The organism is Caballeronia sp. A2-2 (assembly GCF_057612605.2).
Window position 1 is genome coordinate 350,683 of record NZ_CM173618.1, and the last position, 19,052, is coordinate 369,734.

16 protein-coding genes are annotated in these 19,052 nt (G+C 56.8%); 8 read left to right on the plus strand and 8 right to left on the minus strand.

Going from position 1 to position 19,052, the window contains the following annotated elements:
* Positions 1–108 precede the first annotated feature (108 nt).
* Positions 109–1,056: a LysR family transcriptional regulator gene (locus ACZCWR_RS25175; protein WP_487305754.1), complete on the plus strand. Its 948-nt coding sequence runs from the start codon at positions 109–111 to the stop codon at positions 1,054–1,056.
* Positions 1,057–1,485: 429 nt separating this feature from the next.
* Here ACZCWR_RS25175 and ACZCWR_RS25180 read toward each other — a convergent pair whose 3' ends face one another.
* The 7 genes from ACZCWR_RS25180 to ACZCWR_RS25210 form a co-directional block, all read right to left on the minus strand.
* Positions 1,486–3,717: a xanthine dehydrogenase family protein molybdopterin-binding subunit gene (locus ACZCWR_RS25180; protein WP_487305755.1), complete on the minus strand. Its 2,232-nt coding sequence runs from the start codon at positions 3,715–3,717 to the stop codon at positions 1,486–1,488.
* Between the two features lie 29 nt (positions 3,718–3,746).
* On the minus strand, positions 3,747–3,989 hold the full coding sequence (locus ACZCWR_RS25185; protein ID WP_488876529.1) for a hypothetical protein: 243 nt from the start codon (positions 3,987–3,989) through the stop codon (positions 3,747–3,749).
* 50 nt (positions 3,990–4,039) lie between these two features.
* Positions 4,040–4,726, minus strand: a complete 687-nt coding sequence (locus ACZCWR_RS25190) for an FAD binding domain-containing protein (protein ID WP_488876516.1) — start codon at positions 4,724–4,726, stop codon at positions 4,040–4,042.
* Entirely contained in the window at positions 4,719–5,438 is a 720-nt protein-coding gene (locus ACZCWR_RS25195; protein ID WP_487305756.1) for a (2Fe-2S)-binding protein, read from the minus strand. Before ACZCWR_RS25195 ends, ACZCWR_RS25190 begins: the two co-directional genes overlap by 8 nt.
* Before the next feature lie 184 nt (positions 5,439–5,622).
* Positions 5,623–6,810: an alpha-hydroxy acid oxidase gene (locus tag ACZCWR_RS25200; protein ID WP_487306142.1), complete on the minus strand. Its 1,188-nt coding sequence runs from the start codon at positions 6,808–6,810 to the stop codon at positions 5,623–5,625.
* Between the two features lie 232 nt (positions 6,811–7,042).
* Positions 7,043–7,447 (minus strand): PaaI family thioesterase, encoded by a 405-nt coding sequence (locus ACZCWR_RS25205; RefSeq protein ID WP_487305757.1) that lies wholly within the window; start codon positions 7,445–7,447, stop codon positions 7,043–7,045.
* On the minus strand, positions 7,444–8,403 hold the full coding sequence (locus tag ACZCWR_RS25210; RefSeq protein WP_487305758.1) for a hydroxymethylglutaryl-CoA lyase: 960 nt from the start codon (positions 8,401–8,403) through the stop codon (positions 7,444–7,446). Before ACZCWR_RS25210 ends, ACZCWR_RS25205 begins: the two co-directional genes overlap by 4 nt.
* Before the next feature lie 318 nt (positions 8,404–8,721).
* Here ACZCWR_RS25210 and ACZCWR_RS25215 point away from each other — a divergent pair, with 318 nt between their 5' ends.
* From ACZCWR_RS25215 to ACZCWR_RS25245, 7 genes are all read left to right on the plus strand, one after another.
* Complete coding sequence (locus ACZCWR_RS25215; protein ID WP_487305759.1) at positions 8,722–9,492, plus strand: enoyl-CoA hydratase/isomerase family protein; 771 nt, start codon at positions 8,722–8,724, stop codon at positions 9,490–9,492.
* Positions 9,493–9,578: 86 nt separating this feature from the next.
* Positions 9,579–10,697, plus strand: coding sequence for a CaiB/BaiF CoA transferase family protein (locus ACZCWR_RS25220; RefSeq protein WP_488876517.1), 1,119 nt, complete (start codon positions 9,579–9,581; stop codon positions 10,695–10,697).
* A 30-nt stretch (positions 10,698–10,727) separates the two neighbouring features.
* Entirely contained in the window at positions 10,728–11,504 is a 777-nt protein-coding gene (locus tag ACZCWR_RS25225) for an enoyl-CoA hydratase/isomerase family protein (protein WP_487305760.1), read from the plus strand.
* The gene (locus ACZCWR_RS25230) at positions 11,504–13,159 is read left to right on the plus strand and encodes an AMP-binding protein (protein ID WP_487305761.1); all 1,656 of its coding nucleotides are present in this window, start codon (positions 11,504–11,506) and stop codon (positions 13,157–13,159) included. Before ACZCWR_RS25225 ends, ACZCWR_RS25230 begins: the two co-directional genes overlap by 1 nt.
* Positions 13,160–13,225: 66 nt before the next feature.
* Positions 13,226–14,557, plus strand: coding sequence for an MFS transporter (locus tag ACZCWR_RS25235; RefSeq protein WP_487305762.1), 1,332 nt, complete (start codon positions 13,226–13,228; stop codon positions 14,555–14,557).
* A 21-nt stretch (positions 14,558–14,578) separates the two neighbouring features.
* Entirely contained in the window at positions 14,579–15,526 is a 948-nt protein-coding gene (locus ACZCWR_RS25240; protein ID WP_487305763.1) for an NAD(P)H-dependent flavin oxidoreductase, read from the plus strand.
* Between the two features lie 337 nt (positions 15,527–15,863).
* A complete protein-coding gene (locus ACZCWR_RS25245) occupies positions 15,864–17,180 on the plus strand; it encodes an MFS transporter (protein ID WP_487305764.1) in 1,317 nt (438 codons plus the stop codon).
* A gap of 49 nt (positions 17,181–17,229) precedes the next feature.
* Here ACZCWR_RS25245 and ACZCWR_RS25250 read toward each other — a convergent pair whose 3' ends face one another.
* Positions 17,230–18,366 (minus strand): iron-containing alcohol dehydrogenase, encoded by a 1,137-nt coding sequence (locus tag ACZCWR_RS25250; RefSeq protein ID WP_487305765.1) that lies wholly within the window; start codon positions 18,364–18,366, stop codon positions 17,230–17,232.
* Positions 18,367–19,052: the final 686 nt, after the last annotated feature.

Here is a 19,052-nt window from a genome sequence, read left to right on the forward strand (position 1 = left end):
TGATGCGGTCATTGCTGTGCTCGATGCGCGTGTGGCACTGCCGGCACTCAGATGCTGACGTGAACCCGAACGCGCTTACGCGCGACTTCAATTGTGAAGGGATGACGAGTGCTTAAAGGTCAACTCGACGGAATCATCACTTTCGTCACTGTCGCTACTGACCAAAATTTCTCCACTGCTGCGACGCGCCTGGGCATCTCCCCGTCTGCAGTCAGTCAGAGCGTCCGAAACCTTGAAAAACGCCTCGGAACCGCTTTATTTACGAGAAATACACGGGGAGTACGGCTAACCGAGGCTGGTCAGCGCTATTTCGAGCGAGTTCAGCCGGCTTTGCGAGAACTCGAGCTCGCGTCGGACGAGCTTCGTGCAAACGCCCAGCAGCCCACAGGCTTGCTACGGATTAATGTTGCGCGCGCCGGTTTCATGATTGTTCTTCAGCCTATATTGCAAAGATTCATGGCTCTCTACCCAGAGATCAAGCTGGAGGTGTGCATTGAATCGACGCTAACTGACATCGTGAGGCGGGGGTTTGATGCCGGCATCCGGTTTGGACATCTGGTCGAGCACGACATGGTGGCCATCCAAGTAGGTCCGCCGATCCAGGCGACACTTCTCGCTTCACCAGGGTATATCGCTCGGAATGGAACGCCTATGCATCCGCATGACCTTATGAAGCATGATTGCATCGGGTTCCGCCAGGATTCGTCCTGGCAGATCGAGCGTTGGCGTTTCGAGCGCGACGGCGAGACGTTGGACCTCTCAGTAGAAGGCCGTCTCATCGTCAACGATTCAGCGACACTAGTTCAATCCGCAATCGATGGACTCGGAGTTGCTTATATGATAAACGGGTACGTTGAGCGACTCATTGATAAGGGACTTCTTGTACGTCTGCTATCGGACTGGAGTCCAAAGCTGCCCGGATTCACGCTGTTCTTCCCCAATCGCCGTCACGTCGCACCCAAGCTTCGCGTTTTCATTGATTTCCTAAGAAGCGAGGCGCCTATTGAGAGTTCGCCCGGTCTCGCGAACTTTCAGCTACCGAAAGACGACGGATAGCGGTACGCGACTCGACCGATCGGCCTTCTCGCATGTATCAGGTGTCGGTCTTCATTAGATTTGTCGGCTGCCCAGCTCCGGCTGGGTGACGCGCGGCCGTGAACATAGTTGCCCGTGAACAGTGTTCGGCTTCCGCCGCGCTTGCCGTCCATCATGCAGCGTCACGACGTTCGTACACCAGGTCTTCACGAGCTTTGATGTGCGGCGCACGCTGCCAATTACCGAACCGAACGGCGACACATTCACCATGTAACTGCGGCAGCTGCGTTCTTTCATCGAAGTTTATCGAACATGCGGACTCGGTCGTACGGCGAGCGAGGAAATCGTTACATCCGCGCTGCGCGGCCTCCAAATTCTTGTTGGAGGCCGCGGACATGACAGTCATCGTCCAGACAAATTTCGTTATGCGCTAGCGGACGCCGAGCTCGCTCACGCGACCGGTACCTGCGACCCCTGCATCAACTTCTCCATCGTGATCGGCAGGTCTCGGACTCGTTGCCCCGTCGCGTGATGGACAGCGTTAGCTACCGCTGCTGCCAAACCTGTAATCCCGATCTCGCCTATTCCTCGAGCACCGAATTCGTTCAATTCCAGATCTGGATAGTCCAGCAAGATAACGTCTATTTCCGGTTGATCACCGTGGACGGGCACGACATATTCTGCATAGTTGTTGTTCGCGGGTAACCCGGAGCGCAAGTCATATTCAGTTCCCTCAAACAGCGCCATCCCGATACCCATAACAATCGCACCCTCGACCTGGTTGCGAGCCGTCAGAGGGTTGAGAACGCGTCCAACATCAATTGCGCTGGTGACACGAGCCACGCGCAGACGGGAAATACCTGGATCCCAACGCACTTCTACAAAGTGAGCCCCGAAAGAGCGAAAAGAAAAGCGGCCGGTTGGCGCAGCCCCGGTATGAGCGAATCCCTCCGCATTCGCAAGGTGGAGGGACTTGAGGATCGCCTGGAAGGTTTCGCTCCGACTCCCATCGGTTAGCCTTCCTTCCTGAAAAGTCAGGCTTTCTTCCTTAGCACCAGCAAAATACCCCCCTTCGCCCGTTGCGAATGTCTTCAGTTGTTTTATCGCCTGACGTGAGGCCTCAGCGATCGCAGGCGTGACGCTCGCGGTCGCCCACGACCCACCAGATAACGGAGCTGGCGGGAAAGACGAATCGCCAAGTCGCACCTCGATCCGGTCAGTTGGCAGTCCGGTAATCTGCGAGACGACCTGCGCCGCAATGGTGTATGTGCCTGTTCCAATATCCTGAACACCGCAAGACAACAAGGCTGTCCCATCATTTCGAAGCTGTAAGCGCGCTTCTGCCGGCATGCGATAGGCATGCCAATTGCATGCGGCCATACCATAGCCAATCAATTCGTTACCCTCGCGCATGGATCCAATAACCGGATTGCGCCTCGCCCATCCAAATCTTTCGCTTGCGGTCAACATCGCTTCGCGCAAATGATTACTGGACCAGGGAAGATTGACAGCCTCGTCGTACGTCGAAATGTTTTCAAGTCGGAAAGTAAGTGGATCGACGCCTGCGGCGTACGCGAGCTCATCAATAGCCGACTCCAGTGCGAAGAGGCCCGGTGCTGCGCCAGGCGCGCGCATGGACGTTGGCGACCCACGGTTGACTTGGGTGGTCTTATGACTTATCAGAACGTTCTTGCACGAATACAGGCTCCTCGACACGCCACCGCAATTCTCAGTGAACGAATCCGTCATCGAAACCGTGTTTATCGACTCGTGCCGCAAAGACGAGAGCATCCCATCGGCATCTGCCGATAGCCTGAGACGTTGCAAGGTTTCAGGGCGGTGGCCGGTCGTCGTGAACATTTGCGCACGTGGCACTATGAGCTTTACTGAACGGCCAACCTGGAGAGCGGCGGCACTCGCAGCGACCGAGTGTGGCCACATGAATAGCTTGCTTCCGAAGCCTGATCCAATGAATGGAGCTTGGACGGTCACACGATCAGGTGTCAGCCCGAAAACTGCCGCAAGGGTGTTACGGTGCGACATTACGCCCTGCGTCGACTCATACACATACAGTCGATCACCATCCCAGCGTGCGACGGTCGCATGCATCTCCATTGGGTTGTGAGTCTCTACCGGCGTCCGATATGTCAAATCCACCTTATACGTCGCATTGTCAAACGCGGCAGCCGGGTCGCCACGAGTGTGGCCGCGCCCCCCGTCACGAGTTCCAGAAGACTTTAACCCGTGATCGAGCGTGACAATAGGCTTGGTCGCTGCGTAGGCAATGTTCACCTTGAATGCTGCCTCACGCGCATGTTCGAAAGTATCGGCTACAACAAGTGCTACGAACTGCCCCGCGTAGTTGACTGCGTTGTCTTCAAACGGCGGGCGGCCTTCGTTTGTGTTTGGTCCGGTCAATACCGTAGTAGGCGTACTAGCAATCTTCGGTGGTCGGTAAAGCTGCGGACAGTTCCCGTGATGAAGGATGTCGATCACCCCCGGTACACGCCTGGCGTCGGCCGTATCGATATGTACAACCCGCCCGCTAGCGATTGTACTGAACACTCCGTATGCGTAGGCCATTGTTAGCAGGTTGTGATCCGCCGCATATCGCGCCAGCCCTGTCACTTTCAGACGGCCGTCTACTCGCTTGAGCGGTTGGCCTATAACTCGGTCGCCCATTACTTCCCTCAGTGGTATGACTTGAATAGCTAGTTGCTAAGTTGCGTCAGACTTCGTACGATGGCCTGTTGGCCTAACGCGATCTTAAAGCCGTTTTGCCCATATGAACGCGCTCCGTCCATCGCAATGGCCGCAGCTTGAACGAACGCATCGACCGACGCTGACTTTCCGACCAAAAATCTTTCCGCTGCTTGTGCTCGCCAAGGACGCGTGCCAACGCCGCCCAGTGCTAACCGGCACGCGCGGACTACTCCATCTTCCAGAGAAAGAATCGCAGCAGCCGATGCAAGCGCAAACTGATAGGACGAACGATCGCGAAGCTTTAGGTAGCTAGACTTGCTCGCCGGATCGGTGCGTCGAGCGTCACGTGGGTGATAATTTCACCCGCACGCAGCGCGTGCTCCTGCGATGGCGTATTGCCAGGTAGCAAATGGAAATCGAGAAAATCAATGTCGCGCGCGCCATTGACGCCGTGCACCGTCACCGTCGCGCCGATGGCAGCCATCGCTACGCACATGTCGGATGGGTGCGCAGCAATGCAGTGAGCACTTCCGCCGAGTACCGCATGGACGTTCCGATTTTGACCACCGATGGCAGAACAGCCAGAACCGGGTACGCGTTTGTTACACGGGGAAATACCATCCCGGAAATAGCCGCAACGAACCTTTTGCATAATGTTGCCGGCAGTGGTCGCCTTGTTACGTATCTGCGTACTGGCACCTGAGAGCAAGGCTTGTGAGAGAACCGGATACGAGGAACGAATATAACTGTCATAGGCAAGCGTGGTGTTCGTCACCATTGCGCCCACTCGAACACGTCCGTCTTCCAATGGCTCTATGCGGTCGAGCGGAAGCTTATGAACGTCGACGACACGCACGGGACGCACTATATCAAGCTTCATGAGGTCAAGAAGCGTAGTGCCGCCGGCCAGAAACGTCCCACCTTGCTGAGTAACGGTTGCCGCGGCCGCTTCGGCGGAATCTGCGCGCAGGTATTGGAAATTACGCATCGTTGCCAGCCGCCTTAGATCGTGCGGACTGGACCGCCGCGATAATGTTTCTATATGCGCCGCAACGACAAATATTTCCGCTCATCGCTTCCCTTACCGAATGGTCGTCAGTCGGTATCCTCGCATCCGAAAGCAGAGCCACCGCGCTCATTATCTGGCCAGAGGTACAATAGCCACATTGATATGCATCGTGATTCCAGAAGGCCTGCTGTACGGGGTGGAGCCGGTCTTTCTTCTGGAGGCCCTCGATGGTCGTCACGTCATCGCCGTCGTGCATCATAGTCAGCGACAGACATGAGTTAACCGCGACTCCGTTGACGTGTACCGTGCACGCGCCACACTGGCCATGGTCGCAGCCTTTTTTCGTTCCGAACAAACCTAAGGTGTCCCTTAGCACGTCCAATAAGATTGCATTCGGCGGTACCGAGAGTTGTCGGGGCGTACCGTTAACTACCATGCGCACGGCGACTTGCTCTTCCTGCAGCGACGCGTCGAGGTGTCTCTCTGGGGCGCCCGGCGATGCGCCAGTTTGACTAGGCAGCAGGCCGCCCTTCGTGACCACTATTCCTGTCACGCCCACAGACTGCAAAAATCGGCGCCGTGAAACATCCGTCCCCGGCCCTCGACGAGCCTTTTCGCTATGCGCCTGTTGGGAAGGCGCCGCGTCCTGTCTGCTCTCCGGTATGCGAGCCGATTCGTCTTTCTTGCCCATGGAAATTCCCTCAATGCGCCCGAGGACGCGTCGGCTTCACTGTAGGACCATCTACCCAGCAACCGTCAGCAGGTTCGGCTTCAAACGCTTGTAAGTTAAAATTAAGGCGGATTCAAAGTCGCTTGCTGCCGATCATGGCGCGGACAGCATCTCCATCGGCCCCGAAGGTCGCCTTGCGCCCGAATCAGGTGCCCACGCCGCTAGTCATTCGGATATGGCTACGGTTAATCGCGTCGATGGATGTGACACCAAGAAGGCCCATGCCCCGCTCGAGCTCATCTCGCAAGATTCTCATGGCGTGCGCGACGCCGGCCTGCCCCGCAATGGCCGCTGCATAACCGAAAGGACGTCCGACGAACACGAATTTCGCACCGAGCGCCATCGCCTTTAACACGTCTGTGCCCCTTCGAATACCGCTATCGAGCATTACCGGGACCGACGGAAGTGCCGCCACGATCTCTGGCAGAACCGACAATGGTGCAATCGCACCGTCGAACTGACGGCCACCATGGTTTGATACGATTACTCCGTCGGCTCCAGCTTCGACAGCCTTGAGTGCGTCCGCCGCGTTCAGCACCCCCTTCACCACCAGATTCCCCGGCCACGCCGATCTAATCCGTTCTAGGTGTTGCCATGTTAGATGGCCACGATCGGAAAAATCGCGAAGCACAGTCCGAGAGAGAATCGGAGCACCTCTCTCAGCATAGTTGTTTTCGAAATGAGGCATTCCATGCCTCACGATTGTCTTTAGTAACGTAGAGAACAGCCACTTCGGATGGCTTATCCCGTCAATCGCCAGTTGGATCGATGGCCGCAGCGGAGTTGAAAAGCCGTTTCTGACGTTATTCTCGCGATTTGCTGGGACCGGAGTATCCACCGTAATTACGAGCGTCTTAAATCCAGCGGCTCCTATTCGATCGATGAGCGCCATAATTTGCAGTTCATCGCCGGGCAGATATGCTTGGAACCATGTTTCCGGATTGGCCGCGACAACTTCTTCCATGCGAATGAGTGAAGAGCCACTCATTATCATGGGTAATTTTGCTTCGCGAGCTGCACGCGCCATTACCACGTCTCCCCGGTAAGCGAACAGGGCGCTCAGACCCATTGGGGCGATCCCTATGGGGCTTGAATATGAGACGTCAAACAGCGTCGTTTCGGCAGTGCGTCCCTGCACACCCACTAATACGCGTGGCACAAAGCTATATGCGCGAAAGCTTTGCCGCGTCATCGACAAAGATACGCCGTCCTCGACTCCGCCCGACAAGTACCCGAACAAGCACCGGGGTAAGTGTCGTTCAGCGGCTGCCTCGAAGTCGGCTAGATTGAGTATGCCTCGAAGGCACGAAGGTGATTTTGCAGGTGCATCCATAATGAACAATATTGGACGCGGATCCCCGGTCACTCACTTCGTTCGCTCCGAACCTCGCAACAACGGTACGTACGTCGTAGCGAAGTGAGGAGGGTCGTGTGAAGTTCGCGAATCGCGGTACCGAACCCGAGCGATCCTTGTTGATTGTCGTTGCCGAGTGGCAGCGAGACACCTATGTAGTCCCAGCCTCTTTTTGACCCCCGCTTGCACTAGGGTCCAAGTTGTCGCGCGGTTAAGATGTAATGTCAGAGACGGCAAAAACGGCGGTTGCGGTGGCCACAATCTCATCATCCCCATTACGCACTTCGCCTTCGCAGAAGGCCAGCCTACGCCCGGTGCGCAGCAATTTCCCGTGTACTGAGAGGGCTCCCACCGCTGGCTTCAAGTAATTGACCGTGAGACTTGCTGTGCCGACGTTGTCGACGCGCCCGTTAGAACGCGAGGCTAGGCCCATCGCCGTATCCAGCAGTGCAGCCACCACACCGCCGTGCGCATTTCCTCGACGATTGGTGTGACGTGGCTGAACTTCACAAGTGACTGTCGCCCACCCGTCTCCGTAGTCGACCAATTCAAAGCCCTGGTCAACACAGAACATCGACTCAAGAACAAGCGGTCGCGTCCTCGGAAACCTATTCATAGCGAAACACTCGCGGCGACACTGTCATTTGCGGTCACGAGCATCGGGTTCAAACCGGTGCGAGCCACCCTGCTTCCTAGCTGCCGGCCCAGTGCTGTCTCGCAAGCCAACGACACCTCCATCATTAGACCGAGATCGATCCCCGTTGTGACGCCCATCGTTTCCAAGACGTTCACAAAGTCTTCCGTGCAAACATTCCCGGTTACCCCACCGCCGTACTTCACTTTTGCGGGGTGGCCGCCAACTCCGCCAAATGCCACATCAAAATAACTGACCCCAGCGTCCAGCGCCGCCAGATAGTTGAGAATGCCGGTGCCGCGCGTATCATGAAAATGGGCAATCGCTTTGATATGCGGGAACTCCCGAAGCATGGCGCTGAAGAGCTCACGGGTGGTTGCCTGTGTCGCGACACCGACCGTGTCGCCAAGCGTCACGTAATCGACGCCGAGTGCGGCGAAACGTTCAACGTCAGCTAGGACGCTTGACACTCCTATTTCCCCCTCAAATGGGCAGCCCAAGGCCACTGAGATCGTGCCAATGAGGCGAAAACTACCTTTTGCGGCCGTGGCCATCGATGCAATGCGCTGCCATTGATCTGCCCGCGAACTTTTCAGATTGCGCAGTGAGTGAAATTCACTTGCTGACACTAGCAAGCTGATCTCGTTTGCTCCGAACCCTGCTCCCTGATCCGCAAGCGCGCGCTCCACCGCTCGCAGATTTGCGCAGGTTGCCTTGTAGAAAACGCCATCTTGCCGTGGAAGGGTGCGCAACACCTCGGTTGCATCAGCAAACTGGGGAACGACCGCTGGGTTCGAATATGAAGTCGCTTCCACGCGCCTGAATCCCGCGCTCGCGATTCGCTGGATCAAGGCCACCTTTTCCGCTGTGGCGATGAATTCCGCCTCATGTTGAAGCCCATCGCGGGCGAAGCATTCACAAAGGGTCACATCGGACATGGTGTTCAGTAAAGTAGGGGAAGTCCGCGCATCAGAACACCTTTATGATACATTGTCAACTATTGTGAAATTGGCCCAGTCATCGCTTTCCGTCTCGTCAGATCAAAAAAACGGAGGCCCCGCGGACTCGGCGCATCGCGCTCTCTGTGCCGTATTTCTTCCGTCTAGCGCCATGAATCAAGCCTCCGAAACCCATAGCAATCTGTCCTCGAGTGCCAAGCGAGCGGAAGGCCTCCCACGATCACTCCACTCGCATATTTATTTGACTTTGCAACACACCACACCTATTCTTTCAATATCGCATTGACTTAACTGATCATGACCACCACCGGTAGCCTTCGCATCGAAGACCGCGCCGCAGTGCGCATACTAACAATGAATCGCCCAGAGAAGCGTAACGCTCTCGATAACGAGCTCACGCAAGCATTGCTGGTCGCACTGCAAGCCGCGGACCGTGATCCTGCAGTGAAGGCACTCGTTCTAACAGGCGCTGGCAAGGCGTTCTGTGCGGGCGCAGACGTCAAGGAATTCAGCGGATTCGTTGCAACTGGCGAGGTCGATCCCTCGAACGCCGCCCAAGCGGCGCTCGATCGCGCGCACCTAACGACTAATTTGCATCGCATGTTTTCACAGGTTTCTAAGCCCATTGTTGGTGCGGCGCATGGCTACGCGATGGGAGGAGGCGCAGGTCTGGCACTCGCTTGCGACATGCTCGTTGCCGGTGAGAGTCTAAAGCTCGGATATCCGGAGCTGAAGCACGGCATCGTGGCGGCAATCGTGATGGCAAACCTTGTGCGCCAGGTTGGACGCAAGACAGCGTTTGAACTCGTGTCTCTGGGAGAAGCGGCTGACGCCCAGCGTCTGCTCGCGCTTGGCTTAGCCAATCGCGTCGTCGCCGACGATCAGATGCTTGACACTGCGGTGGGCATTGCAGAACGACTTGCTTCCTTTGACGCACCAGCAATGAATGCAACTAAGCGCTTGTTCCATCGTGTTGCGGACCTGCCCCTGCAACAAGCTCTCGATGCGTCTCTCGATACCAACCTCATGATGAGAAGCTTCCGCAAGGAACGCTCAACCGCAAAATGAGCGCAACATCGTCGGTGCCAATCAAGCCCCTCACTGGCGTAACTGTCTTGGAGCTCGCGCGCGTACTTGCATGTCCATTTGCGGACATGATTCTGGCCGAACTTGGCGCGACAGTGATAAAGATTGAGCAGCCAGGAACGGGCGACGAGACTCGCAGTTTTGAGCCACAAGTGGGCGACGAGTCCGCATACTATTTTGCGTGCAATCGCGGCAAGCAATCGGTTACGGTCAATCTCAAGAGCGATGCGGGCCGACGAATCGTACGCGAACTCGCACAAAACGCCGATATCCTTATTGAGAATTTTCCGGTCGGCACGCTTGCCCGTTACGGTCTCGACCATAAGACCGTGCGGGCCGAAAACGATCGACTCATTTACGTCTCGTGCACCGGCTTTGGTCAGACGGGCCCGTATTCAAAGCGCAAGGGCTATGACACAGTGTTCCAAGCTATGGGCGGGCTCATGAGCCTGACGGGAGAGCGCGGCGGCGGCCCTGTAAAACCTGGCCTCCCGATTGCCGACCTAACGTCAGGGATGTGGATCGCGATTGGACTGCTGTCGGCGCTGCAAGGACGGGCAACGACAAACAAGGGCTGTCACATCGACTTTTCGATGCTCGATGGCCAGGTCAGCTTGCTCACGCTGGCAGCTGGCCGCTACTTCGCACTAGGAGAAGTGCCGCCGCGTCTCGGCACGGAGCATCCTGGACGGGTGCCGTCCGCGACTTTTGCATGCAGCGATGGCGCGTTTGTCCATATCACGTGTAGCGATCAGCACTGGTTGCCGCTGTGCAAATTGCTTAACGTGGATGGGCTTGCTAGCGATCCGCTGCTTGCGACCAATGCAGGACGCGTCAAGCACCGCGACCGAGTCATGGATGCACTCGGTCACGCTATCTCGGCGTGGACACGTGAGGCGCTGTGCGATGCCTGCGACGCAGCAGGCGTGCCTGCCGGACCGGTCAAGAATGTCGCTGAAGTGCTCGCGGACGCGCATGTGAATGCACGCGGGATGGTCAGCGAGTTCGAGCATCCAAGCATCGGTATCTTCGGCGCCTTGCCGCTTCCATTCAAATTCGATGGTTTCGCCAACCCTGAGGTCGCTCGGCCGCCTTTGCTCGGTGAGCATACGGACGTGGTATTGAGAGAGCGTCTGGGTTACGACGCACAACACATTGCTGCATTGCGCCGCGACGGCGCGGTGTGAGCTGCACGAGTTAGCATCAAGGGGAACTGAATGACCGATTACCAAACGCTGATTGTCGAGCGCCTAGACGGCGTCGCCGAGATCATCCTTAATCGTCCGGAGCAGCGCAACGCGCTGAATGCGACGATGTGTGAGGAGCTACGCGCCACTGCCGTGCGTCTGCGCACTGACGACTCGATCCGCTGCGTGATCGTGCGAGCCAACGGACCAGTATTTTGCGCGGGCGCAGACCTGAAAGAGCGAAAAGGCATGACCGCCGACGATGTGCGCGCGCGGCGACTGAAGGCATTCGCAGCCTACGACGCTATCGAGAAAATTGGCAAGCCGTGCATCGCACTCGTCGAAGGCCCAGCGGTCGGCTCCGGCGGCGAAATCGCGATGGCCTGTGACTTCATCATTGGAACGGAGAAGGCGAGCTTTCGTACACCGGAAGCGTTGTGGGGGACCGTGGGTGCGACGCAGCGTCTCCCCCGTGTAGTCGGCAAGCGGCTCGCGAAAGACATGGCATACACGGGCCGCACCCTCAATGCCGACGAAGCCGTCCAGGCAGGACTGGTTTCCCGGATTGTGCCCGCGAATGAGGCGGTCAACACCCTTCGACAGATGGCCCGAGACATTGCTGCTGCGCCGCCACTCGCTATGCAACTGACGCGGGATTGCATCGATCGTGGAGTGGAAACAGACCCTAACGGTGCGCTTGCTATTGAGATTCTCGCTATCGACACAGTGCTGCAGAACCCAGATTGGAAGCAGTCCATCTCCGGGTTCGGCCGACGCAGCGACGACGGCGATACCGGGAGCGCTTGATGACTGAAGACTATCTGACCTACGCGGAACTTTTCGGCCTGTCGCATCCGGTCACCCTACCCGCGCTTCTTGCCGCTCGCACTGCCGCGACCCCAGATGCGGAGGCGCTGGTCATCGACAGCCAGCGCATCCTTTACAGCGCGCTTGCCGAGCGGGTGCAAAGCGCCGCTGCGCGAATGATTGCGGCGGGAGTGCAGCATGGCGACCACGTCGGCATCTTGATGGGCAACTCGATTGAATGGGTCGTGCTGTTTTATGCGGCGGCATCGATCGGCGCGGTCACAGTGCCCGTGAACACACGTTTCAAACACGACGAATTGCAGTACTGCCTGAAGCAGGGTGATGTGCGCATGCTGTTCTATGTTGACAGGTTTCTGAATATCGACTATTCGCAGCTGCTGCGCGAAGTCGAGCCGGCTATAGACGGGCAGTTGCCCGGAGACATGCTACCGCTACTCCGCCGCGCCGTACTCGTCGGCGAAACGCAACGAGCGTTGCCCGCAGGCGTCAAGCGTTTCGAATCGTTTGCCGACAACGCGCAAACCCGCGCCGCAGCCATGGCACGCGCCAGTGATGTATCGCCGGACGACACTTTGTTAATTCAGTACACATCGGGCACGACATCGTTTCCGAAGGGCGTTGTTCTCAGGCACCGCAATATGCTAATGAACGCAGCGGCAGTGGCGCAACGCATGGGCATTAAAGCTGATGACCGTTACTTCAGCGTGCGACCATTCTTCCATGTGGCGGGCACTACCATGTCGCTGCTCGTGTCGCTCGTAGCGGGCGCATGTCTGCTCTCGGTGCCATCCTTCGACGTACCGAAAGTCCTGAGCATCCTAGACGAGGAACGCTGCACGCTCACGTCTGGCAACGACACCATCTTCCTGATGATGATGAGCCACCCGGAGTTCAAGAGGGAACGCGTTCATTTACGCGGCGGCTGGGCAGCGGCTGGGCCCGAGATCATGAGGAAAATTCACGACGCTATGGGCGTGAAGCACATGGTCGGGGCATACGGACAATCGGAGGCGTCGCCAAATGTCGTACTGAACGATTGGCGTGATCCGCTGGAGATGCGAGTCGCGGGCTGGGCATCGCCGCATCCGGGCATTGAGATTCGGACGGTATCAACAGAAACAGGCGAGGTACAGCCGGCCAATGCGCCCGGAGAGATCCAGGTCCGCGGCTGGAGCGTGATGAAAGAGTATTACAACAAGCCGCAGGAGACTGCCAAAGCTTTTAGCGAAGACGGCTGGCTGCGCACCGGAGACCTCGGGGTGATCGACGCCGACGGCCGCATGCGCATGCTCGGCCGCCTGAAGGACGTGTTTCGGGTCGGTGGCGAGAACGTAGCGCCTGCCGAGGTGGAGGAAACACTTTTCGCCCACCCTGCTGTGCAGCTCGCGCAAGTCGTCGGGGTGCCCGATCCGCGTCTTGGTGAAGTGGCCGCAGCGTTCGTCGTCTTGCGCGCCGATGCTGACGCGACTAGCGAAGAACTGACCGCATGGTGCAAAGGGCGCTGCGCGAACTTCAAAGTGCCGCGTTATCTGCGTGTACTTCAGTCGTTCGACGACATCGGCATGACCGGCAGCTCCAAGGTTCAAAAAAATAAACTGCGCGACTACGCGATTCGCGAATTCAACCTCGCGTAGCGGATGGAGGCACGGCTGGCGCCTCGAACGTTGACGCAGGCAAAAGCTATCAGGAAGGAGGAGACTATGACGACGTACGCGACCGACGCCGTCGGCATGAAAAGCGTGGAAGAAGGCGTCCGTGAATCGACGTATCGCAAGATCAGCCGTCGCATATTGCCGCTGCTCTTCGCCTGCTACATCATTAACTACATTGACCGAGCGAACATTGGGATTGCCCAGATTCAGTTCAAGGCGGATCTGCATTTTAGTGATCTTGTGTATGGCGTAGGTGCGGGACTTTTCTTTGTCGGCTTTCTACTGTTTGAAGTCCCTAGCAACTTGCTTCTCGCGAGGATGGGCGCTCGTCTCACCCTTTTTCGCATCATGGTGCTCTGGGGCACCGTCTCGGCCGCAACGATGTTCGTGCGGACGCCATGGGAGTTCTACATCGCACGAATGCTACTCGGCGTAGCCGAGGCGGGCTTTTTCCCCGGCATTATTTTGTACTTAAGCTACTGGTTCCCGGCGGAAAGGCGTGCGCGCGTGACAGCGTTGTCATTCATCGCAATTCCCGTTGCGACAATGATCGGTGCGCCGCTTTCAGGCTGGATCATACAACGCTTTCACCAATTCCACGGCCTCACGGGGTGGCAGTGGATGTTTTTGCTTGAGGGCGTTCCTGCAATCCTTCTAGGAGTTATCGTTTACTTCTGGCTTGAGGACAGGCCCGAAGCTGCCGGATGGTTGACTGCTGATGAAAAGGCGAGTCTCGTAGCTGCGCTTTCCGCCGAACGCCGTCAGCGTGCATCGCTCGGCCACTGCGGCGCGCTTACCGCGCTGCGTGATTGGCGCGTGTACATTGCTGGGCTCGTGTCATTCTGCGCATATGTCCTAGCTAGTACGATCGCGTTCTTTGCACCGATGGTGATCCAGTCGACTGGCGTACATGACCCCTTTCAGGTGGGCATGCTCGCTGCGATTCCGCCAATCGCTGGCATTGTGATAATGAATATTGTCAGTCGTCGTTCGGACCGTAGAAGCGAGCGCCGCTGGCACGCCGCACTACCTCTGGTGTGCGCGGCGGGAAGTTTGATGGCGCTGCCGTTCGCGCGGGATGATCTGATGCTTTCAGTGCTGCTGCTTGCCATAGCTACTTCCGGCCATCTGGCCAGTCTTTCTGTCTTCTGGACCATTCCGCCGACCTACCTTAATCCAACGACTGCTGCGGCGGGCATAGCCTTGGTAAGCAGTATCGGATCGCTGGGTGGACTCGTAGGACCGAGCATCATTGGTTACATAAAATCCGTGTCGGGAAGTTTGACTCTCGGCATTCAGTTCGCTGGGTGCCTAGTTCTCGTGGGTGGAGTGACGTTAGTCATCGGCATCCCGGCACGCCTATTAAACCGCGCTGACTGAGACGCTCAAAAGGACCACGCCGTGATTCCGACCCGCCTCACCCGCATGCTGAGCATCCGCTACCCCATCATTCAGGCCGGGATGAGTTGGGCGTCCTCCAACTCGGCACTACCTGCCGCCGTTAGTAATGCTGGAGGGCTCGGCGTGATCGCCGCAGGCCCAATGTATGTCGACGCCTTTCGCAAGACGGTTCGGGAGGTCAGAGAGGCCACGAATGGAGCCGCTTTCGGCGTGAATCTCCCGTTGAATCGTCCAGATGCGGAGCTATTCCTGGATGTGATAGCGGAGGAACGCATTCCGGTTGTGTTCGCATCGCAAGGTGGGCCGAAGGCACATCTCGACCGGTTTCAGCGTATCGGGATTCGATGGATTCATGTTGTCTCAACACTGGAACATGCACGCAAGGCTGCATCCGCCGGCGTCGATGCGCTGGTCATCGTTGGCGCAGAGGCTGGTGGTCATCCACCCGCAAATGGCGTCAGCACCTTGATCGCCGTCCGCCGAGCCGCCCAGGAGTTCACTGTACCGATCGTCGCGGGCGGCGGCGTGGCCGACGGATTTGGCATCGCGGCACTCATTGCGCTGGGAGCGGATGCGGTCCAGCTCGGCACCCGTTTCATTGCCACCCGAGAAGCCGGCGTACACGAGAACTACAAGCAGGCAGTCCTGGAAACCGAGATTGATCAAACAGTGTTGGTCGGCATTCGCAACCTTCCGGTGCGCATGACAAAGAATCAGTTTGCAATTGACATCTTGCACGCGGATAAACACGAACCAGACAATACTGTCTACGCAGAGCTCTTCAAAAGCAGCACGCTCAGGCATGCTGCGCTCGACGGCGATACCAAGCGAGGTAAGGTCGAGCTAGGTCAATCAGCGGGATTGATACACGATCTCCCCGGCGCAGCAGAAGTCGTGTCACGCCTCGTCGCTGAATATCGCGACGCAGTTGCACGGCTCACAGGCTAAGGTGCAAACATGCCTTTGCACAACTGGGCATATGTCACGAGGTTATCAGATTCCGCACATTCCGAAAAACTCGTGAGATCTTTACGGTTCTTGCCGCGCTCCGTCACGAGAATCGGTGTAGAGCGCGAGCCAAAATTCTACACGTCAACAATTGCGAGGTGACGAAAACTCTTCTATCAGCAAGAGCTCCTACCAACAGCGACAGAAAAACTATGTTTGGAGGAGCACAACGCCTTTCATCGGTTGAAAAATGGAGACATCGCAATGATTCGCAATAGTCGTTTGATTGGGTCGAGCAAAATTTGCTTACCTATTTTTCTCGAGACGGAGCACTAACATGGCCGTGATAACAAATGCCAGCCCGGCCACTTCGACACTCACGCCGGAGACCTCTACGCCCATCCGACGCGCCGTTTGGGCAGGCGCACTCGGTACGCTTGTCGAATACTTCGACTACACGATTTATGCCTTCCTTGCGACGACCTTGGCAACGCTTTTTTTCCCTGCAAGCGGCGCCGCGGCTCTGCTTTACACCTTCGCTGTCTTTGGCGTTGCCTTCGTCGTTCGTCCTCTGGGAGGCATCGTACTTGGCGCGGTCGCAGATCGCTACGGAAGGCGGCCCTCCTTGATGATATCCGTCGTCGGGATGATCGGAGCAACCTCGCTGATTGGACTCCTTCCTACTCATTCCACAATCGGAGCCGCTGCACCGTTTCTGTTGTGTATCCTCCGTTTCATACAAGGATTCTCAGCCGGCGGAGAAATGGGCGGTGCCGCCGCGTATGTGGCGGAAGTAGCGCCCGATGCACGGCGCGGTGCGCTCACAAGCACGACACAGGTAAGCGTCTTGGTCGGCACCTTGACAGGTGCCGCAACCGTGGCTTTGCTCCACACCCTTCTGTCTCAACAACAACTGCTCGCTTGGGGATGGCGGATTCCATTCCTACTATCACTGCCCCTCGGCGTAATAGCCCTGCTAGTCCGCAACCGTATCCAAGAAAGCAGCGACTTCGCCAGATTGTCGCAATCCGGAAAACTTAGCAAAGCGCCGCTCTTGTCGGTGCTAAAGGGTCATTCCCGAGGCGTTGCCAGCATCGCCTGTCTTGGGATAACCAATATGGCGGCTTACTACCTCGTCTTCACGTACCTTGTAACCTACTTTGAAAAGCAAGGCATCATGTCGGCACGGATGGCCAACTGGTCGTCGACTGTCGCAATGATCGTCGCCGCAGCAGCCATTTATCCCCTCGGCATACTCGGCGATCGGATCGGCAGAAAGCCGTTACTCATTGGCGTTACTGTCGCAAACGTCGCATTGACATATCCCTTGTTCCTTGCGATGAACCTCTCCGCTTTCGCAGCGATTGCGGCTCAGATTGCGTTGGGAATCTTTGAAGCTGCATACATGTCCGTGATAATGGCAACCTATTGTGAGCGGTTTCCGACATCGGTTCGGACAACTGGAATTAGCCTAGGAATCAACATTGCAGCAGTCATTGCCGGCGGAACGACACCATACATTGCGACGTGGCTCATCATCAACACAGGCAATCCCGCGTCACCCTCCTGGATTCTGATTTCCGTATCGCTGATATCGTTGTTTGTCTCGGTCGGCCTCAAGGAGACCGCTCGAGAGCCCCTCGAGATTCAATGATAAGAGTCACTTGGCGCGCCGGAAGACTCACCACCGGCGCGGCCTGTCGTCATAAAGACTCGCCGAGCATCTCCCTATAGTCGTCCGCCGACGCTTCTCGCGGGTTTGTAAAATGGCACGCATCCTTCAGAGCCCCCTCCACCGCCTGTTCCATATGTTCCACCGAAAATCCCATTGCACTTAGACCCGGCGGCAGCCCGAGTCGACGATTCAGATTCGCGATGGCTGAAGAGACTGTCACATCCGGCGGAAGTCCCATGACTTCCGCGAGCCGATCCATCTTTCTGTCCCGAACGACAGAAGAGGCTCGGCTATTGAACCGAAGTACCGCTGGCAGCAGCACCGCATTCAGTGTCCCATGATGCAATCGATGATCGACGCCTCCTAGACTGTGGCTAATACTGTGCACGCAGCCCACCCCTTTTGGAAACGCGAGTGCTCCTTCGATTGCACAGAGCATCATTTCTAGACGCGCATCGCGATTTGTTCCCTCCTCCGCTGCCAGTTCAATGTTGGACCACCCGCGACGTAGCCCGTCCAAAGCAATGGCATCCGCCGGCGGATTAAAAGCGCTCGACAGGAATGTCTCAATGCAGTGTGCAATAGCGTCCATTCCGGTGGCAGCAGTCAACGCCCGCGGTAACCCGAACGTCAACTCCGGGTCGCAGATTGCAACGCGCGGTAAGATATAGTCCGAACGAAACGTAAGCTTTCGGTGGTCATTCAAAATGAATACCGCCCCTCTGCCGACTTCGCTTCCAGTACCGCTCGTCGTTGGAATAGCCACTATTGGGGGAGTTCTGTTCGATATGCGTGCGGTGCCCCCATTGATGAAGGCATAATCACTGAATGGGCCGTCGTGGGTTGCTGCGATTGCGATGCCCTTAGCGCAATCTAGTGGTGAGCCACCTCCAAGAGCGATCAGTCCATCACATCGTCCGTCATTGAACACTCGAGCCCCTTCGAGCACCGCATCCTCAGTCGGATTTGGAGGCGTTTTGTCGAAAACAAGATAGTCGATTCCGGTGAGCAAATTCTCGATCTTGCTCAGTATTGCGGCTAGACGGATACCGTTATCGGTGACCACCAACGGGCGACGAATGTTCAGGCTTGCGCATTCTGCACGTAAGTCGCTAATCGCGCCGAACCCAATATTCACTCTATTAATGAACGTCATTATTGCCATAGTTCACTCCTTCAAGTTAAAACGAGCGACGGTGAGACGCTAGGGCGCTGCCAAACTGCTCCTCGCAGGATGGGCAATGCCTCGATATCCAATCAGACCCGGTGTCCCGAGCCGATCTTTGAAGCGTGGTAGACGCGATTGGAAAGGGCGAAGTCAGTGTGGACATTCCATCCGAAGCGAACTCAAGGTATTTGTCCCGCTCGCCCTTACACATGATGTTGTACATCGACGCGGTCGGCGCACACGCCGCGCAACTTCCAGTCGACTGCAGGCATCGCTAGACCGACCAGCCTCCAGATGCTTCGCAAAGCGCTGCACGCGTAGAAAATTAACTAGCGCTGAGCGACCTTCCAGAGTCCTTTAGCAACACACCAGCCTATTGCCCCACCCGTCCGGCTAGGACGGAGCCTCGATGTCCGAGAGCGCTACCGTTCTTCACAATAGCTCCCGTTCTTTGAGTCTCCGGGAAATTGAGCTATCAGACCATGTATATGCTAGATCGTCAATTACTTATCCGTCGCACCTCGTACGTCTGACGCGATCCTCGCGGCGCTATAGGGTAAATACTATGATTCCAAATTACTTTTTTAATTGATACTGTTACATATCTAGGGAGACAGGACCAATCCATCGGTACACGTAGGGGGCTTCCTGAGTGGGACATTCGCGTTAGGCGTGTTGAGTTT

Coding starts and splice junctions, on each gene's coding strand:
- ACZCWR_RS25180 (WP_487305755.1), bottom strand. CDS start 3,717: ATGGGCGACCGAGTTATAGGCCAACCGCTCAAGCGAGTAGACGGCCGT.
- ACZCWR_RS25190 (WP_488876516.1), bottom strand. CDS start 4,726: ATGCGTAATTTCCAATACCTGCGCGCAGATTCCGCCGAAGCGGCCGCG.
- ACZCWR_RS25195 (WP_487305756.1), bottom strand. CDS start 5,438: ATGGGCAAGAAAGACGAATCGGCTCGCATACCGGAGAGCAGACAGGAC.
- ACZCWR_RS25200 (WP_487306142.1), bottom strand. CDS start 6,810: ATGGATGCACCTGCAAAATCACCTTCGTGCCTTCGAGGCATACTCAAT.
- ACZCWR_RS25205 (WP_487305757.1), bottom strand. CDS start 7,447: ATGAATAGGTTTCCGAGGACGCGACCGCTTGTTCTTGAGTCGATGTTC.
- ACZCWR_RS25210 (WP_487305758.1), bottom strand. CDS start 8,403: ATGTCCGATGTGACCCTTTGTGAATGCTTCGCCCGCGATGGGCTTCAA.
- ACZCWR_RS25215 (WP_487305759.1), top strand. CDS start 8,722: ATGACCACCACCGGTAGCCTTCGCATCGAAGACCGCGCCGCAGTGCGC.
- ACZCWR_RS25220 (WP_488876517.1), top strand. CDS start 9,579: ATGATTCTGGCCGAACTTGGCGCGACAGTGATAAAGATTGAGCAGCCA.
- ACZCWR_RS25225 (WP_487305760.1), top strand. CDS start 10,728: ATGACCGATTACCAAACGCTGATTGTCGAGCGCCTAGACGGCGTCGCC.
- ACZCWR_RS25230 (WP_487305761.1), top strand. CDS start 11,504: ATGACTGAAGACTATCTGACCTACGCGGAACTTTTCGGCCTGTCGCAT.
- ACZCWR_RS25235 (WP_487305762.1), top strand. CDS start 13,226: ATGACGACGTACGCGACCGACGCCGTCGGCATGAAAAGCGTGGAAGAA.
- ACZCWR_RS25245 (WP_487305764.1), top strand. CDS start 15,864: ATGGCCGTGATAACAAATGCCAGCCCGGCCACTTCGACACTCACGCCG.
- ACZCWR_RS25250 (WP_487305765.1), bottom strand. CDS start 18,366: ATGGCAATAATGACGTTCATTAATAGAGTGAATATTGGGTTCGGCGCG.